Consider the following 17,419-nt stretch of genomic DNA (forward strand, 5'->3'; position numbering starts at 1 on the left):
GTTGGGCAAGACAATTATCGAAAAAATTCTTTCCTCCCACAGCGGCCAGAACTGCCGGGCCAACGACATTGTGGTGGCCCGGGTTGATCTGGTGATGGGGCAGGACGGCACCTCTCCCTTGGCCATCCGGGCTTTTGAAAACATGAACGGCAAAGAATTGTTTGATCCGGACAGGGTTGCTCTGGTGATTGACCACAGTGCCCCCAGCCCTTTGGAGGGAGTTTCCGCCCTGCATAAACTGATGCGGCAGTTTGCCCGAGAAAAGGGCTGCCGCCTGTATGACATCGGGGACGGGGTTTGCCACCAGCTAATTCCGGAAAGCGGGCAGGTGGGTCCCGGCAGTCTGGTTATCGGCGCAGACAGCCATACCTGTACTTACGGTGCCCTTAATGCCTTTTCTACCGGCGTGGGTTCCACAGATTTGGCCGGGGCTTTGATTTCCGGCCAGATGTGGTTTAAAGTACCGGAAACCGTAAAATTTGTCTGTCAGGGTACCCTGCCGCCGGGGGTATATGCCAAGGATTTAATTCTTTATCTAATTGGCCAGGTTACCGCCGACGGCTGTACCTATATGGCAGCCGAGTATACCGGCGAGGCCATTGCCGCCCTCTCCATGGAAGGACGTTTTACAGTGGCCAACATGGCCATTGAAATGGGAGCCAAAGCCGGCCTGATGGAGGCCGACGATAAAACCCTGGCCTGGTTGAAAAACTACACAGAGCAAGAGTATACCCCGGTAACGGCCGATCCGGATGCTGTGTACCATAAAGTGTTGCAATTTGATGTAGCGGCATTGGAACCCCAGGTGGCCAAACCACACCGGGTTGATAATGTGGCGCCCATCGGGGAGGTGCAAGGCACCCCGATACAGCAGGCGGTGATCGGCACCTGCACCAACGGACGCCTGGAAGATTTACGCATTGCTGCCGCCATTCTGGAAGGGCGCAGGATTCACCCGGATGTCAGGCTGATTGTGGCGCCGGCTTCCCGTAAGGTTTATCTGGATGCCATGGCGGAGGGACTGATTCAAAAGCTGGTGGCAGCGGGTGCGGCAGTGGTGACCCCCGGCTGCGGTCCCTGTGTGGGCACCCATAACGGCGTGCCGTCGGACGGCGAAAATGTCATATCCACCGCCAACCGCAACTTTAAAGGCCGCATGGGCAACAGCAAGGCAGACATTTACCTGGCCTCACCGGCAACCGTGGCGGCGTCCGCTTTGACCGGCGTGATCAGCGATCCCCGGGAGTTTATCAAATAAATTCAGGTAAAACTTTTTATAAAGCAGGTGAAGCCATGAAATTTAGCGGAAAAGCCCACAAATTCGGCAATGATGTTAATACCGATTACATCATCTCAGGCAAGTATAAATTTAAAACCCTGGATATGAACGAGCTGGCTAAACATGTGATGGAAGATTTGGATCCGGATTTTTACAGCAAGGTGGCACCCGGCGATTTTATTGTGGCCGGCAGTAATTTTGGCTGTGGCTCTTCCCGGGAACAGGCCCCGCTGGCCATCAAACACGCTCATATCAGTGCGGTACTGGCCAAGTCCTTCGCCCGGATATTTTACCGCAATGCCATTAATACCGGTCTGCCGGTGCTGGAGTGCGACACCGATCTCATTGAGGCAGGCGATATCCTGGATGTGGATCTGGCCGGCGGCTATATCATTAACCGCACCAAAGATATTCGCCTGGCTGTTAAACCGTTGCCCCAGGTGATGATTAAGATTTTAAACGACGGGGGGCTGGCGCCGCACTTTCGTAAATACGGCGGTTTTAATTTTGACTAGGAGTGGTCAAGGGTGTATAAAGTAACACTGATCCCCGGCGATGGCATCGGCCCTGAGATAACCGCCGCCGCCAGGCAGGTGATTGAAGCCACCGGTGTAAATATCCGGTGGGAGGTTGTGGAAGCCGGAGCGGCAGCCCTTGATCGTTACGGCAAACCTTTGCCGGATCATGTGCTGGACGCCATTCGCCGCAATAAAGTGGCCCTGAAGGGCCCGGTCACCACACCGGTGGGGCAGGGGTTCCGCAGCGTTAACGTAACCCTGCGGCAGGAATTGGATTTGTTCGCTAACCTGCGCCCGGCCAGGAATATTCCCAATGTTCCCAGCCGTTACCAGGGCGTTGACCTGCTGGTGGTGCGGGAAAATACCGAGGACCTGTATGCCGGTGTAGAGCACCGGGTAGGCAAGGATGCGGCAGAAAGCATCAAGATAATTACCCGGGAAGCATCCCGGCGGATTGCCCGGTTTGCTTTTGAAACGGCCCGCCGGCAGGGCAGAAAAAAAGTTACCGCAGTCCACAAGGCCAATATAATGAAGCTGAGCGACGGGCTTTTTTTAGAAAGTGTCCGCTCGGTGGCAGAAACCTACCCGGATATTGCTTATGAAGAAATGATTGTGGACGCCATGTGCATGAAACTGGTGCAGGAACCGGAAAATTACGATGTGCTGGTACTGCCCAACCTGTACGGAGATATTGTTTCGGATTTATGCGCCGGTTTGGTGGGCGGCTTGGGTGTGGCCCCGGGCGCCAACATCGGCCTTGACTGTGCGGTGTTTGAAGCGGTGCATGGCAGCGCGCCGCAAATAGCGGGACAAAACATCGCCAATCCCCTGGCCGTTATCCTGTCCGGCGTGATGATGCTGCGCCATCTGGGCGAACAGCAATGTGCCGCCTTAATTGAGGAGGCTGTCCGGGAAGTGCTGGCGGAAGGCCGGCATTTAACGGCCGATTTAGGCGGGTCCGCCACCACCGGCCAGATGGCGGAAGCAATCAGCCGGCGCATATACGACAAAAGATAAAGCCACCCACCGGTGGCTTTCAGACTGTAGACAAAGGTTGTAAAACAAAGTGAGGTGGTTTTATGATCCCCTGTCGGTGCGTAGACCGGAGCCAAAGGGGATCATAAAGCACCGCTAAGGTTTGTCGACACTCTGAAAGCCACCCACCGGTGGCTTTTTATGTTTCCGGCCCGGAGTAAGGTGCTTTAATGAAATTCCATCGATAACGAATGGCCAGCAACCGCAGAGTAAAAATAAACCCGGTGGTTAAAAGCAACAACATGTCGGCAGCCATATTTTGCCGCCATAAAAACAGATACAAGATGCCTCCCGCCACACATGTCACGGCATAAAAATCCCGTGTCAGCACCGAAGGGATTTGGCCTGACAGCACATCGCGGATAATGCCTCCCATTACCGCCGTGATAACCCCCAGCATAACCGCGCCGGGTCCGCTGATACCGGCCGTCAGGGCTTTCGACAGGCCGATGCAGACAAAGGTGCCCAAACCCAGGGCATCCACAATTAAAATGATCGAGTTAATTTTAAACAAAGTTTTATAAAATAAAAAAGTGCAAACTGCGCCGGCCAGAGATACATAGAGATAAACCGGCTGGGTAAGGATAAAAACCGGCGTGCTGCCTAACAAAATATCCCTGGTGGTGCCGCCGCCGATGGCAGTAACCAGGGCCAGTACCACGACACCAAATAAATCCATTTCCTTCTTGACAGCGGTCAGTGCCCCTGAGAGGGCAAAGGCAAAGGTGCCCAACAAGTCAAGCAAATAAAGAACGCTCATGCTTCTACCACCTTTTGCTGGTTTTATAGCATACACCATTCTACCAGCAAAAATTTATTTTTCAATCATCAAATGCCTGTTAAAAATTAACGCAAAAATGGCTGTAGCTGTGCAAACCCATAATATTTACCTCCTATAATTAGCCCGGTGCTTTCAGATAATAATGATGAACCCCAATGCAAAAAAAGGAGGTGTATGCATGGCTAACCGAACCAATTTTGGTGAACCGACCATGGGTGCCTATCGTTTAAAAGAGATGCATGATGCCCAATATCCCGGCGGTGTGGTGGTGGATCCCACTCCCATAACGGCCGGGCAGGATGTGGTAGTTTTCTATAACGGGCTGTTAGCCCAAAGCGGGGCGCAGGAAGTTTACCTGCACTGCGGCTTTGGCCGGGATGATCGCTGGCATGCCATTCAGGACATGAGAATGGCCCGAACCGGCTACGGCTTTGTTAAATCAGTAACCATGCCGGACACGCATACTCAGTTTAATTTCTGTTTTCATGACAATGCCATGAACTGGGATAATAACTCCGGTAAAGATTGGAGCTTCCAGGTGCATAACGGGACTATGAACGGTCATTAAATGTTTGGCCTGCCGATCAAACGGCAGGTTTTTTTATTTGCCCGGCAGGGGGCCGGGACATAATCATAAAAAGCGGCAAAATGGTAAATACTAACTGAGTGCAGACAATAAACAAGAGGGGTGGATAAAAAAATTGCAGGTCATGGTATTTTCCTGGGAGTATCCACCGCTTAATGTGGGCGGATTGGCACAGCATGTTTATGATCTTACCGTTACCATGGCCAAACAGGGCGATGCCGTTCATGTTATTACCCGCGGCCAGCCAGGCATGCCGGAATACGAAGAAGTTAAAGGCGTCCATGTCTACCGGGTGCAACCCTTCCGGGTTTCCTCCACCGATTTTGTTACCTGGGTCATGCAGTTAAACATGGCCATGCTTGAGCGAGCTTTACCGCTAACCGGAAAACTGAATGCGGTGGAGATTATTCATGCCCATGACTGGCTGGTGGCCTATGCGGCCAGGGTATGCAAGCATGCTTATAAAATTCCCCTGATTGCTACCATCCACGCCACTGAGTGGGGGCGGCATAACGGCTTGCATAACGATGTACAGCGACATATCAGCGATATTGAGTGGTGGCTTACCTATGAATCCTGGCGGGTGATCTGCTGCAGTTATTATATGCAGGAACAGCTGAAACACATCTTCCAGCTGCCGGATGATAAATTGAGGATCATACCCAACGGTGTTAACCCGGCAAACTTTCGGTGGGATGAGCCGCCCGGTCCAAGGGTGAAAAGAGAACACTATGCTTCCCCCGAGGAAAAAATAGTTTATTATGTGGGCAGGTTGGTACCGGAAAAAGGTGTGCAGGTATTGCTGGAGGCCATTCCCAAAGTGCTGCAGTACTGTCCCCGGACCAAATTTATCATAGCCGGTACGGGGTCCTTTGAAGGAGAACTTAAATATCGAGCTGCCTGCCTGGGATTGAACAACCGGGTTTATTTCACCGGTTATGTGGATGATATTACCCGCAACTGTTTATATCATTATGCCGATGTAGCTGTCATACCCAGTTTATATGAACCCTTTGGCATTGTGGTCCTGGAAGCCATGGCTGCCCGTACCCCGGTGGTGGTATCAGACACCGGTGGGTTAAGTGAAATAATTGAACACGGCGTTAACGGCCTTAAGGCCTATACCGGTAATGCCAACTCCCTGGCTGACTGCATCCTGCACTGCCTGCTGGATCCGGCGGCCGCCGGGCAATTGCAGGAACGGGCTTACCGTGATGTGATTGAAAAATATAACTGGGATACCATTGCCCGGCAAACCAAAAAAGTTTATCGGGAAGTTATTGAAGCAAACCGGCAGGCCTGGTAAAACCTTTTTGGCCGGGTGGTACGATTATCTGCACACATAGGCAATTAAAGAAGTATTTAAGACCCGCGGTAAAATTAGCAACACCCTAAAACTGGTCATATCACACAAGGAGTGATGTTGTTTGAAAGCCATTATCATGGCCGGCGGCGAAGGAACCCGGCTGCGTCCGTTAACCTGCGGCCGCCCCAAACCAATGATGCCGGTGGTTAATCGGCCCATGATGGAGCATATTGTTGCCTTGTTAAAAAAGCATGGGATTCAGGAGATTGGTGTCACACTGCAATACCTGCCGGAGGCTATCCGGGGTTACTTTGGCCATGGCGGAGATTTTGGCGTGCATATGCGTTACTACGTGGAAGAAGTCCCTCTGGGTACGGCCGGCAGTGTAAAAAATGCCCAAGAATTTTTGGATGAAACCTTTGTGGTAATCAGCGGGGACGCTTTAACCGATCTGGATTTAACCCAAGCCCTGGAGTTTCACCGGCAAAAGGGTGCGATTGCTACCCTGGTTTTAACGCCGGTGGCCATACCCCTGGAATATGGGGTGGTAATTACTGACCGGGACGGCAGGATTACGCAATTTTTAGAAAAGCCCGGCTGGGGCGAAGTGTTCAGCGATACTGTCAATACCGGCATTTACATACTGGAGCCGGAGGTCTTGAATTTTTTCGCAGCTGGTCAAAAGTTTGATTTCAGCAAAGATTTATTCCCCCTTCTCTTAAAAAACAAGCAACCGTTATTTGGCGTGTCACTCACCGGCTACTGGTGCGATATCGGCAATTTGCAGCAGTATGTGCAGGCCCATCACGATTGCTTAACCGGCAAGGTTGCCGTATCTATACCCGGCACACAAGTTGCCCCGGGTATCTGGGTGGGACAGAACAGCGATATCCACCCTGCCGCCACCCTCAACGGGCCGCTGTTAATCGGCGACAACTGCCGGGTGGGCGCCGGCGCAGTAATTGACGCCTATACAGCGTTGGGCAGCGGCTGTATTGTACAGGAACAGGCTACCGTAAAACGCAGCGTTTTATGGGACAATATCTTTCTGGGAGCCAGGTCAGCGGTTCGCGGAGCGGTCATTGGCAGCCAGGTAAAAATAAATGCCAATGCTTCTGTGTATGAAGGCTCGGTGGTGGGCAGCCGGTCAGTAATTAAGGAAAGGGCGCTGGTCAAGCCCGATGTCAAACTGTGGCCGGGCAAAGTGGTGGAAAGCGGTGCTACGGTGGCCGGCAGCCTGGTCTGGGGAACCGGCCAACCCAGTCATTTGTTTGGCGTGGCCGGGGTTAGCGGCCTGGCCAATATTGATATTACGCCGGAGTTTGCCGGCCGCTTGGGAGCCGCCTTGGGCAGCACACTGGCTGTCGGCCGGCGGGTTGGGGTTTCCGGTGACGGCCGGGCAGCCAGCCACATGATTAAACAAGCCCTGCTGTGCGGCCTGCAGTCTGCCGGTATACAGGTAATTGATTTTGGCGCAGGTATTATGCCGATGCACCGGTATGCAGTAAAAAATTACGGCTGCCAGGGCGGTATTCATGTACAAATTAATGCACGGCAGCCTGATAAAATAAACTTGATTTTTACCGATGCAAAGGGCGGCAACATTTCCCGCAGTCAAGAGCGCAAGATTGAAAACACGCTGGCCCGGGAAGATTTCCGGCGGGTAGAAGCTAAAAACCTGCTGCCGGTTATGACGGTGCAGGATACGGCAGATACCTATCTTAACAATTTGCTTAGCAACATTAACGAGGCAATTTTAAGGCAGGCCGGCTTTCATTTAGTATTGCAGTATGACCGCAGCCACCTGGAACCTTATGTAACCAGAGCCCTGACTGCTTTAGGCATCACGTTCGATGTGTACGAAGCGGCAGCCGACAGCCGGCCTGACAGCAGCCGGTTGCAGCGGCAGTTGGCAGCCGCCGTAACCGGCAAGGGCGGCACAGCCGGGGCCATGCTTGAACCAGGCGGGGATCAACTGATTCTGGTGGACGGCGGGGGCAGGGTAATCAGTGAAGAAATGCTGACTGCGTTGATTTCTTTAATTATACTTAAAGAACAGGCCGGGCCGGTAATTGTGCCGGTAACAGCACCCGGTGCCATTGATGAACTGGCCAGCCGTTATCAGGGCATGGTAGTGCGTACCAAAACCTCTCAACAGGATTTTCTTGACAAGCTTATCAACTATCATCTCCAGAGCGGCGGCGCGGTGTGGCATCATTTTATGAATTTTGATGCCTTGCTGGCCCTGCTCAAAATATTGGAGTTTTGCGCCCGGGAGAACGTCACCCTGGCCCAGCTGGTGGAAGAAATACCCGGCTTCTTTATAAATAAAAAAGAAGTGGCGGTACCCTGGGAAGCCAAAGGGAGAGTTATTCGACGGCTGATTGAAGAACCGGGCGGCCGGCTGGAATTACTGGACGGGGTAAAGGTTTATCACCCGCAGGGCTGGGCCCTGGTGTTACCGGACCCGGAGGAACCTGTTTGCCGCATCTTCAGCGAGGGTGCCACCATGGAAATCGCGGAGGAGTTGACTGCCTTTTACAGCGATAAAATAAGGCAAATTACCGCCAATTAAATGTCAGCGGTCAAGCCCGGACGCTTCAGCAACCTGAGCTGCGGCAGGGTAATACCTCCGCAGCTCAGGCCACAGGCAGTTTGCCTAAAACAAGGAATCAGTTAGTTAATGTCGAACTATGTACATCAAGTCACAACCCAAGGGGTGAGCAGCTTTGTCAAAGCTTTATCAAATGGATCCTTACCTGCTGCAATACAGGTCTGAAATTACAGGACACGTGGAGCAAAGCGGCAGGGTGGGGGTGCTGATTAAAGACAATATTTTTTATCCGGCAGGCGGTGGGCAGCCTGCCGACCGGGGAACGCTGGTCTGTGCCAGGCGTTCCTACGAAGTGGTTGATGTGGAACAAACCCCTGCCGGCATTGTACACTGGTTGGCCGGGACTGATGCGCCTGCGGTGGGAGCCGGCATATTTATGAGGGTGGATGCAGAACGGCGGCTGGATCACATGCAGCAGCACCACGGGCAGCATATTATCTCGGCGGTATTTGAACAGCAATATGGTTGGGCAACCACCGGTTTCCATCTGGGAGAGCAGACCGGTACCATTGATTTGGCGGTAAGTGAACTGAGCGATCAGGTTTTGCAGCAAGTGGAAGCGGAAGCCAATCAAATTGTGATGGAAAACCTGCCGGTACAGGTAAAAACTTACCGGCGGTCTGAGTTAAGCCCGGACCTGCTGCAAAAGGTGCCGCCCGGGGAACAAGAGGTGCGGCTGGTGATCATACCCGGCTTGGACGAAAACCCCTGCTGCGGCACCCACCCCAGGTATACCGGCGAAACAGGGCCCATTAAATTGTTAAAAACCGAAAAAGTCAGAGGGCAGGTAAGGCTGCACTTCGTTTGCGGCGGCAGAACCGTCCACTGGATGTGGCAGACATATATTTGGCAGCGCCGGTTAGAACAAGCCATTGGCGCTGCCGGTCAAGAAGCTGTCAGCCGTCTGGCCAAGCGGGAGTCAGAGCTGAAAAAACTGCAAAAAGAACGAAAAGAGCTGTTGCAGTTTAAATATCACTGCCTGGCTGAAGCACAGGTACCGCAAGCCCTGCAGGTGAGCGGTGCGCTGGTGCTGCTGCAGCACTGGCCGGAGGCTGACATGGACATGCTGCGGGGGCTGGCCGCCGCCTGGTGCGGCAAACCGGGCCGGGTGGCCGTTTTGGCCGGCGGCCACGGGCCTTACGACCTCTTGCTGGCCAGGGGAGCCGGCGTGGCCTGGCCGGTCAACCGTTTAGCCGAGGTCTTGTGGCCCCTGTGTCAGGGCAAAGGAGGGGGCAACGCCGAGGTTGCCCAAGGAAAAGCGCAAATCCTGCCCCTGCCTGAAATGCAGCAAATAATTGCTGATTTTAACCGGCAATTCAGCTAAGGGGGATCAATACCCCCCTTTCCTGACATTATTTCAGATTGGGAAAGTTGAGCTGGCGTAGGGCCTCATAAAGAGCAATGGCCACTGAGTTAGACAGGTTGAGGGAGCGAACCTCGTTCAGCATGGGAATTCTTAAACAGGCCTGCGGGTTTTCTTCTAACAGGTGCCTGGGCAGGCCGGCTGTTTCTTTGCCAAAAACCAGAAAATCATCCGGGGCAAACTGTACCTGGTGGTAGGGGCGGCCGCCTTTGGTGGTAAAATACCAGAAACGTCCGGCCGGATACTTTGCCCGCAGTTCCGCAAAACTTTTATGATAGTGCAAGTCCAACAGGTGCCAGTAATCCAACCCGGCCCTTTTCAGGTAGCGGTCATCGGTGGAGAAGCCCAGGGGTTCCACCAGGTGCAGGCCGGTACCGGTTACCGCACAGGTGCGTGCAATATTGCCGGTGTTGGCCGGTATTTCCGGTTCAACTAAAACGATATGCATGAGGATTCCCCCCTTTGACTGTTCTCCGGGCAGAGGTCTGATAAAAAGCACCGGCAGCAGCGAGGTCGGCGGGCCAGGCAGACCTTTCTGCCGTGTTGAATTATTCTGTGATGGGTGGGCTGCCATAATGGGGGAGGTATGACGGCACATAACTCTTGTTCAGTCAATTCCGGCGTTTTGCCGGAAGCCAGGCCAAGGCGGCGGGCAACCCGATGGACGTGGGTGTCCACCGGCAGAGTGTGTTGACCAAAGGCAACCCCCAGCACCACATTGGCGGTCTTTCTACCCACGCCGGGCAGTTTTTCTAACTCGTCCCGGCGGGCCGGGACTTGGCCCTGGTATTGCTCCGCGATGATGCGGCTGGCAGCCACGATGGCTTTGCTTTTATTTCGATAAAGGCCGCAGCCTTTAATATAAGCAGCCAGTTCTTCCGGTGTTAACCGGGCAAATTCCTGTGGGGTAGCAAATTTTTTAAACAGTTGGCGGGTGATTTTATTAACCTGGGCATCTGTGGTCTGGGCTGACAGGATAACCGCCACCAGCAATTCAAAAGGTGTGGTGAACTGCAATTCGGTGGTGGCGCTGGGATAAGCTGCCGCCAGGCGCTGCAAAATTTGCTGCAGCCGGTCCGGCGAAGGACAGACCGGCTGCTCAGATTTGTTACGCATGGCCCAACAGCCTTGCATGCTCCACTTTAATGCAGCGGTTTTGCACAAACTGCAATCCTGCCTGGGCCGCCAACTGAGCGGCATCATCATTAATAATGCCTAACTGGAGCCAGACCGCTGCCGGTTTTAGGGGGACGGCCTCCCGCACCACGTTGGGTGTTTCTTCGCTTTTGCGAAACACATTAACCAGATCCACCTGATCTGGGATCTCTGCCAACGATTTATAGGCTTTTTCGCCCAAAACTTCTTTAACCCGGGGATGCACGGGAATGATTCGGTAGCCCTGTGACTGCAGGTAGGATGCCACTTGAAAACTGTCCCGGTGGGGTTTGTCCGACAGTCCCACAATGGCAATAGTTTTGCACTTAGTTAACAGTTCTTTGATTTTTTCATCGTCAGGGTTGGGGAAAGCTGAAAAAAGATTGCACTGCACAAGAAAACCTCCTTATAGATGGTTATTGACCCTGTTTTGGGGTCGTGCTAAATTTATAGCGTACTGCAAAAATATTTTTTAGGAAGGGAGTAAAAATGATACCTGTGCTGCTTGCCGTGGCCCTGGGTATACTGGTGGGCCATTTTAATTTATTGGCGGTTCAGCCAAAAGCCCACGAACGCTTTACCACCGGCTGTTTACTTGTCATGCTGTTGGCTATGGGGGCTCAACTGGGCACCAATGAAAAGCTGCTGGCCAATTTAACCGGTCTTGGCTGGCAGGCCCTGGTGCTGGCCGCCGGTGCCATTATCGGCAGTGTGGCGCTGGTACGGCCGGTCGAAAACTACCTGGCCCGGTTAACCGACCGCCGGCCGGCCGGTCAGTAACCGGCCGATGCCGTTTCACTCAGATAACTCTAAACAGGCGGGTGATGATATGACCTGGCTGATACCCGGTTCCGTTATTCTAGGCTTGGCGCTGGGACACTGGCTGATGCCGGACCGGCTGGCCGAACACCTGGATGCTATCACCAGAACAGCCTTATATTTGCTGCTTTTTGGTATTGGCATTGATTTAGGGCGGCAAAAGGAAGTATGGCGCCAGCTCTGGCGTATGGGTTGCAAAATCCTGATGCTGCCGGCGCTCATTGCCATTGGCAGTCTGGCCGGTGCGGCGGTGGCCGGTTGGCTGCTGGGACTTCCTTTCCATGAAGCCACGGCCATTGGTGCCGGCTTTGGCTGGTACAGTTTATCGGGCGTCTTGTTGGCAGAAATTTACAATGTGGAAACCGGAGCCTTAGCCTTTATGACTAACGTAGCCCGTGAACTGCTTACATTTATGGTTGTTCCTCTGGTAGCCCGTTATATCGGCCGGTTTTCCGCCGTAGCGCCCGGCGGTGCCACCGCTATGGATACCACTCTGCCGGTTGTTACCAGGTACGCCGGTACAGAGATGGCGGTCATTGCTTTTATTACCGGTTCTGTGTTAAGCACTCTGGTGCCTATTCTGGTACCTTTTTTAATTAAATTAAAAATTTAAGGGTTGCCCCGGTTTGCTGCGGCCGACCGGCAGACCCGATTACATAGTGATGATAACACAAAAGCGGGCTTTTTTTCCACTGCCAGTTGATTTAACAATTTTCTTAACTGCTCCAATACACCAGCAGCAGCCTGGCGCTGTTAACCAGCCCGTGGGCAATGATACCGGGCCAGAGGGAGCCGGTGAGGTGATAGATTACCGCCAAACCGGCGCCTACCACGGCAATTTGTACAAACCACAGGCCGCTGAGGTGGGCCAGTGAGAAAAAAACAGCGCTTACCAGGATACCGCTGACGGTGCCCCAGCGGCGGGCAAAGGCGGTATAGGCCATGCCCCGGTAATAGATTTCTTCGGTTGCCGGCACCAGCACGCCGCCAATCAGTAAGGGCCACAGCAGTTGGCCGGGGCTTTGCGCACCGGCCGCTGCTTTTACCAGCGGGTTGGTACTGAGATCAGCCGCCAGGAACTTGCCCATAACCCACTGGGTACCGCCGGCCAGGATCAATAAACCTGCACCGCCCAGCAGGCCGTAAAGGATTTGCCGCCCCGGCCGGGTAAATTTAAGACCCAAATGCCGCCAAGCTCCTTTTCGCCCCACCCATAACAGGGTCAGGCTTAACAGGATGAGCCGGTCCAGCACCTCTGCCAAACGCTGTGATGCGCCGGGCCATAAATGAAGCAACACCCGGCCCAATAAAACAACAATAATCAGGCGCCAAATAAAAACCTGTACAACATCTGATATTCCCCACATTTTCTCCCTGCTGTCAGCCACTTTTACTACCTCGCTTGATAATTTCCTAACTGTCCCGGTATTAGCTGTTACTGCTTTTCTGCAGGTTTTGTAAAACCGCATGCCGGCATTATAAAGGCAAAAATGCTGGGCAATACTAAGGAAAGTCATAACAACGCCTGTACTTTTCCTTATTTTTTACTTTTTATTAAAAAAAAAGCCGGTTACCAGATGAAATATTTTTCTAGGAGGGGGCAAAAATGGATAATTTTTGGTACTGGTTGTTGGGAGCAGTCGCCCTGGCTGTGCTGGCAGCAATTTTATGGCCCAGGTTAGCCAAACCGGTTCGGCTGTCCCGTAAACCGGATATGCTGCAGCAGCAGCCGGCGGAGGAAATGGCAGCGGAAATTTCCCCGGCCATTCAGCCGGCAAAGGCCGACCGGTCAGAGTTCAAGCTACCCCGGCATTACGGCACTGACAGGCTGGTGGCTTTAAGCAAAGACCCTAACTGGCTTTATGCTTATTGGGAGATATCTGCCGATCAATATGAATCTTATGTGCGCCGGTATGGTGAGGCCGCCTGGTGTGCCGCCCGTCCGGTCTTGCGGGTATACGACATTACCGGCCTGCCGGAAGACAGCCCGTTAACCGCGCACGCCGCTCACTGCTGCCGGGAAATATTGATCGACCCCTATGCGGACAACTGGTTTATTGAAATTGGCCAGCCCAACCGCAGTTTTTTCCTGGAACTGGGCCGCCTGCTGACCGACGGCAGTTATCTCAAACTGCTTACATCCAACCGGGTCAGCATGCCGGGCAACTCCGTATCATCACTGATCGATGAAGAATGGATGTGGCTGGAAGGGATATATAAAACAGTGCAGCAGGTGCCTTGCGGCAGTGGATCCGAAGGGCGGGCAGTCAAGCCTGACCTTACCTCGCAATAAACCCCAGGCTGCTTGGTGCAAGTTAAACAGAAAGAGGGGATGCGCCTTTGGCTAAAGGATACCTGGCCATTGTTTTACATGCACACTTGCCTTATGTAAGGCACCCGGAAAGTGAACAAGTATTGGAAGAAAAATGGTTTTACGAAGCGGTCACGGAAGCGTACATTCCTTTACTGGAAGTGTTTAATCGGCTGGCGGCAGACAACATACCTTACCGGCTTACCTTTTCCGTTTCGCCAACCCTTTTGTCCATGCTGACCGACCCTTTAATGCAACGGCGCTATGTGCACCACCTGGCCAAACTTATTGAACTGGCCGGCAAAGAGGAGTCCCGTACCTATGGCAGTGTTTTTCATCCGGTGGCCTTAATGTATAAAGAAAAATTCCGGCGGGCCTACGATTTCTTTGTTAACCGCTACGGTGGCAATTTGGCCCGGGCATTTCAAGACCTGCAAAGGCAGGGCTGCCTGGAGATAATTACTTGTGCCGCCACCCATGGTTTCCTGCCCCTGATGATGGTAAATAAACAGGCAGTGAGGGCTCAGATCGAAACTGCGGTCAACTTGCACAGCAAGCACTTTGGCGCCGAACCGAAGGGCTTTTGGCTGCCGGAGTGCGGCTATGCCCAGGGGATGGAAGACATTCTGCAGGAATACGGCATCAAATACTTTATTACGGACAACCACGGGGTTTTATTTGCCCAGCACCGGCCCCGGTTTGGGAATTTTGCCCCGATCTATTGCCCTAACGGGATAGCTGTCTTTGGCCGTGACGTAGAAAGTTCCAAGCAGGTTTGGAGCGCCGATGAGGGTTATCCCGGGGACCCGGATTACCGGGAATTTTATCGGGATATTGGTTATGACCTGGAAGAAGCATACATCAAAGACTATATTCACCCGGCCGGCTTCAGGACTCATACCGGCCTTAAATATTACCGCATTACCGGCAAAGTTGATTTGGCAGACAAAAAACCTTACCGGCCGGACTGGGCTCAACACAAGGCGGCCATCCATGCGGGCAACTTTATGTTCAACCGGGAAAAACAGGTGGCCTATTTGGCTTCTCTGATGGAACGGCCGCCCATCATTGTGGCGCCCTATGATGCAGAACTGTTTGGGCACTGGTGGTTTGAAGGACCGATATGGTTAGACTTATTGATTCGCCAAATATTTACCACCGGCAGTGACCTGCAACTGATTACCCTGGGTGACTACTTGCGTCTGCATCCCCGCAACCAGGTAACCAGACCTTGTCCTTCCACCTGGGGAAATGCCGGCTACAATCAAGTTTGGTTGAACGAAAAAAATCACTGGATTTACAGGCACCTGCACATGGCAGCAGACCGTATGACAGAACTGGCGGATCTTTATCCCCGGGCAACCGGCCTCCTGCGCCGGGCTTTAAACCAGGCCGGCCGGGAACTGCTGCTGGCCCAGAGCAGTGACTGGGCTTTTATTATTGCCACCGGTACCATGGTGCCGTATGCCATTGAGAGAACCAAACAGCATATAGCCAATTTTTTAAAACTGTATCATGCTGTTAAATCCGGTTGTCTTGAGGAAGACTTTATTTTTTACCTGGAATGGCAAAACAATATCTTCCCGAACATTGATTATCGCAGCTGGCGCACCCGGGCAGAGCCCTACCGGCAGGTTGTTTCTTAACATGGGATCCGGTGCGTTTAGGGTAACAGGATTTTTTACCGCAGTCAGCGAATTACTACCCCAAGGGCATCCTGTGACAAAACACAAAATCAAGCAGTCAGACCGGCAGTGCCGGGTTGCCTGCGCATTGTCAACAATCGGTACCCTTAAGGGGTGGTTAAAGTTACTAAGGTGGATGTATTGGCTGTCGGCGCTCATCCCGATGACGTGGAGGTGGGGGCCGGCGGCTTGGTGGCAAAACTGTGTCAGGCCGGCCGCAGGGTAGCCGTGGTTGATCTGTCCGCCGGCGAACTGGCCAGCAACGGTACGGTGGCAGAGCGGCGGCAAGAGGCCGGGCGGGCCGGTGAGATTTTGGGGCTGGCCTGGCGCTGCTGTTTGGAGATACCTGATCGAGGCATCAGCTCAGATTTACCGTACCGCCGGCGATTGGCGGCAATAATCAGGCAGTGCCGGCCCCGGCTCATACTTTGCCCGTACTGGTCCGACCGGCACCCGGATCATGTCAGTGCCTGTCGGCTGGTGCAGGAAGCCTGGTTTGATGCCGGCTTAAAAAAGATGGCTGCCCGGCAGACGCCTTTCCGACCGAATCAGATATGGTATTATTTTATCGCGGCAATTGCCGAACCCCGGTTTATTGTAGATGTTTCAGAGTGTTACCAAACTAAAAAAACGGCTATCCTGGCCCATCAAACTCAGTTCGGGAGGCACCCCGGCGCTGCAGCTACCTTTTTAAATGACGGCCCGGGCAGTTTATTGGCGACGGTAGAAAGCAGAGACCGCTATTTTGGCAGTTTGATTGGCAGTATGTACGGCGAAGGGTTTACTACCCTAGAGCCCCTGGCGGTGGGTAATCCTTTAGCCTTGCTGGAGGTGCCCCGGTGAGGATCGGAATTTTATGCCACGCCACTTATGGAGGCAGCGGGGTGGTCGCCGCAGAGCTGGGCAAGCAGCTGGCCGGGCGAGGGCATCAGGTGCATTTTATCACCGTGGGCCGTCCTTTTCGCCTGGGCAATTACCTGCCCAACATTTATATTCATGAAGCGGCGGCCTTTAATTATCCGCTGTTTGAGGCACCGCCCTATTTTCTTACCCAGGTCAACAAAACCGTTGAGGTACTGCGCTGCTGCCAACTGGATGTTTTGCACGCCCATTACGCAGTGCCCCATTCCTTGGGCGCTCTCCTGGCCCGGCAGGTTGCCGGCCGGCCGGTGCCTGTTGTTACCACCCTGCATGGTACCGATACATCCTTGGTGGGGGCGCGCCGCGAATTTTATGACCTGACCCGTTACAGCCTGGAAGCCAGCGATATGGTAACAGCCGTTTCAGCTTTTTTAGCGGAGCAAAGCCGGCAGACCTTTAATTTTCAAAGGGAATTACCTGTCCTTTATAATTTTGTGGATACCCGGGTGTTCCGGCCTGAAGCAGCCGTGGAAAAGCAGCAGTTAACCGGTGGCCGGGACCTGTTGATTCATATCTCTAATTTCCGCCCCCTCAAACGGGTGCTGGATGTTATCCGGGTCTTTCAGCTGGTGTGCAAGCAAAGGCCGGCCTGTTTGTTGATGATCGGAGACGGGCCGGAAATGCCGGCTGCCCAAGAGCTGGCGGCCTCATTGGGACTGCACCGGGATATTTTGTTTCTGGGACAGCAGGACACGGTGGCGCCTCTTTTGGCGGCAGCTGACGTTATGCTGTTGCCTTCCTGTTGTGAAAGCTTTGGCTTGGCGGCCCTGGAGGCTTTGGCCTGCGGCGTGCCGGTAGTGGCCAGCCGGGCCGGGGGCCTGCCGGAGGTGGTTGTCCACGGCCAGGTGGGTTTTCTTACCGCAGTGGGTGACCTGGCGGAAATGGCGCGGTTTACCTTGTTGCTGTTAGAAGATCGGGCCCTGCGGCAAAAAATGTCCGCCCATGCCAGGAGCCGTGCGGTGGAAAAGTTTAATGCGGCATATTGGGTGGCAAAATATGAACAACTTTATCAAACTGTGATAGACCAATACTGTGGGAGGGTTTAA

Annotated in this window: 18 protein-coding genes; 13 read left to right on the top strand and 5 right to left on the bottom strand. The window is 53.4% G+C overall.

Going from position 1 to position 17,419, the window contains the following annotated elements:
* Nucleotide 1 precedes the first annotated feature (1 nt).
* From DESHY_RS12130 to DESHY_RS12140, 3 genes are read left to right on the top strand one after another with little or no spacing between them, the layout of a single operon-like run.
* Nucleotides 2-1,258 carry a 3-isopropylmalate dehydratase large subunit gene (locus DESHY_RS12130; protein ID WP_008413181.1) on the top strand — a complete coding sequence of 419 codons (1,257 nt, stop codon included), beginning with the start codon at nt 2-4 and terminating at the stop codon, nt 1,256-1,258.
* A gap of 35 nt (nt 1,259-1,293) precedes the next feature.
* Nucleotides 1,294-1,794: a 3-isopropylmalate dehydratase small subunit gene (locus tag DESHY_RS12135; RefSeq protein WP_008413182.1), complete on the top strand. Its 501-nt coding sequence runs from the start codon at nt 1,294-1,296 to the stop codon at nt 1,792-1,794.
* Between the two features lie 12 nt (nt 1,795-1,806).
* Nucleotides 1,807-2,814, top strand: coding sequence for an isocitrate/isopropylmalate dehydrogenase family protein (locus DESHY_RS12140; protein WP_008413184.1), 1,008 nt, complete (start codon nt 1,807-1,809; stop codon nt 2,812-2,814).
* A 157-nt stretch (nt 2,815-2,971) separates the two neighbouring features.
* Here the strand turns inward: DESHY_RS12140 and DESHY_RS12145 are convergent, their stop codons facing one another.
* Complete coding sequence (locus tag DESHY_RS12145) at nt 2,972-3,592, bottom strand: trimeric intracellular cation channel family protein (RefSeq protein ID WP_008413186.1); 621 nt, start codon at nt 3,590-3,592, stop codon at nt 2,972-2,974.
* A gap of 199 nt (nt 3,593-3,791) precedes the next feature.
* On the opposite strand from DESHY_RS12145, the gene DESHY_RS12150 reads away from it, so the two are divergent.
* From DESHY_RS12150 to DESHY_RS12165, 4 genes are all read left to right on the top strand, one after another.
* Nucleotides 3,792-4,181 carry a carbohydrate-binding protein gene (locus tag DESHY_RS12150; RefSeq protein WP_008413188.1) on the top strand — a complete coding sequence of 130 codons (390 nt, stop codon included), beginning with the start codon at nt 3,792-3,794 and terminating at the stop codon, nt 4,179-4,181.
* Between the two features lie 142 nt (nt 4,182-4,323).
* Nucleotides 4,324-5,505, top strand: coding sequence for a glycosyltransferase (locus DESHY_RS12155; protein WP_143147804.1), 1,182 nt, complete (start codon nt 4,324-4,326; stop codon nt 5,503-5,505).
* Between the two features lie 121 nt (nt 5,506-5,626).
* Nucleotides 5,627-8,080 carry a mannose-1-phosphate guanyltransferase gene (locus DESHY_RS12160; RefSeq protein ID WP_008413192.1) on the top strand — a complete coding sequence of 818 codons (2,454 nt, stop codon included), beginning with the start codon at nt 5,627-5,629 and terminating at the stop codon, nt 8,078-8,080.
* A gap of 154 nt (nt 8,081-8,234) precedes the next feature.
* Nucleotides 8,235-9,443: an alanyl-tRNA editing protein gene (locus tag DESHY_RS12165; RefSeq protein ID WP_008413194.1), complete on the top strand. Its 1,209-nt coding sequence runs from the start codon at nt 8,235-8,237 to the stop codon at nt 9,441-9,443.
* A 28-nt stretch (nt 9,444-9,471) separates the two neighbouring features.
* On the opposite strand, the gene trmL is transcribed toward DESHY_RS12165, so the two are convergent.
* The 3 genes from trmL to DESHY_RS12180 are packed head-to-tail and all read right to left on the bottom strand — an operon-like array spanning nt 9,472 to nt 11,031.
* On the bottom strand, nt 9,472-9,930 hold the full coding sequence (gene trmL, locus DESHY_RS12170) for a tRNA (uridine(34)/cytosine(34)/5-carboxymethylaminomethyluridine(34)-2'-O)-methyltransferase TrmL (RefSeq protein ID WP_048818141.1): 459 nt from the start codon (nt 9,928-9,930) through the stop codon (nt 9,472-9,474).
* Entirely contained in the window at nt 9,915-10,598 is a 684-nt protein-coding gene (nth, locus tag DESHY_RS12175; RefSeq protein ID WP_048818142.1) for an endonuclease III, read from the bottom strand. The genes trmL and nth overlap by 16 nt, the downstream gene beginning before the upstream one ends.
* Entirely contained in the window at nt 10,591-11,031 is a 441-nt protein-coding gene (locus DESHY_RS12180) for a CoA-binding protein (RefSeq protein ID WP_008413201.1), read from the bottom strand. Before DESHY_RS12180 ends, nth begins: the two co-directional genes overlap by 8 nt.
* Nucleotides 11,032-11,126: 95 nt before the next feature.
* Here DESHY_RS12180 and DESHY_RS12185 point away from each other — a divergent pair, with 95 nt between their 5' ends.
* Both DESHY_RS12185 and DESHY_RS12190 read left to right on the top strand, forming a co-directional pair.
* Nucleotides 11,127-11,417 (top strand): LysO family transporter, encoded by a 291-nt coding sequence (locus DESHY_RS12185; RefSeq protein ID WP_008413202.1) that lies wholly within the window; start codon nt 11,127-11,129, stop codon nt 11,415-11,417.
* A gap of 49 nt (nt 11,418-11,466) precedes the next feature.
* Complete coding sequence (locus DESHY_RS12190; protein WP_048818143.1) at nt 11,467-12,069, top strand: LysO family transporter; 603 nt, start codon at nt 11,467-11,469, stop codon at nt 12,067-12,069.
* 103 nt (nt 12,070-12,172) lie between these two features.
* On the opposite strand, the gene DESHY_RS12195 is transcribed toward DESHY_RS12190, so the two are convergent.
* Nucleotides 12,173-12,823, bottom strand: coding sequence for a CPBP family intramembrane glutamic endopeptidase (locus DESHY_RS12195; RefSeq protein ID WP_143147802.1), 651 nt, complete (start codon nt 12,821-12,823; stop codon nt 12,173-12,175).
* Nucleotides 12,824-13,062: 239 nt separating this feature from the next.
* On the opposite strand from DESHY_RS12195, the gene DESHY_RS12200 reads away from it, so the two are divergent.
* From DESHY_RS12200 to bshA, 4 genes are all read left to right on the top strand, one after another.
* The gene (locus tag DESHY_RS12200) at nt 13,063-13,749 is read left to right on the top strand and encodes a DUF4912 domain-containing protein (RefSeq protein WP_008413208.1); all 687 of its coding nucleotides are present in this window, start codon (nt 13,063-13,065) and stop codon (nt 13,747-13,749) included.
* A gap of 47 nt (nt 13,750-13,796) precedes the next feature.
* On the top strand, nt 13,797-15,413 hold the full coding sequence (locus DESHY_RS12205; protein WP_008413210.1) for a glycoside hydrolase family 57 protein: 1,617 nt from the start codon (nt 13,797-13,799) through the stop codon (nt 15,411-15,413).
* Between the two features lie 171 nt (nt 15,414-15,584).
* Nucleotides 15,585-16,295, top strand: a complete 711-nt coding sequence (gene bshB1 / locus DESHY_RS12210) for a bacillithiol biosynthesis deacetylase BshB1 (protein WP_235695578.1) — start codon at nt 15,585-15,587, stop codon at nt 16,293-16,295.
* Nucleotides 16,292-17,419 carry an N-acetyl-alpha-D-glucosaminyl L-malate synthase BshA gene (gene bshA, locus DESHY_RS12215; protein WP_008413214.1) on the top strand — a complete coding sequence of 376 codons (1,128 nt, stop codon included), beginning with the start codon at nt 16,292-16,294 and terminating at the stop codon, nt 17,417-17,419. The genes bshB1 and bshA overlap by 4 nt, the downstream gene beginning before the upstream one ends.

Source organism: Desulforamulus hydrothermalis Lam5 = DSM 18033, from assembly GCF_000315365.1.
GTDB classification, from domain to species: domain Bacteria; phylum Bacillota; class Desulfotomaculia; order Desulfotomaculales; family Desulfotomaculaceae; genus Desulfotomaculum; species Desulfotomaculum hydrothermale.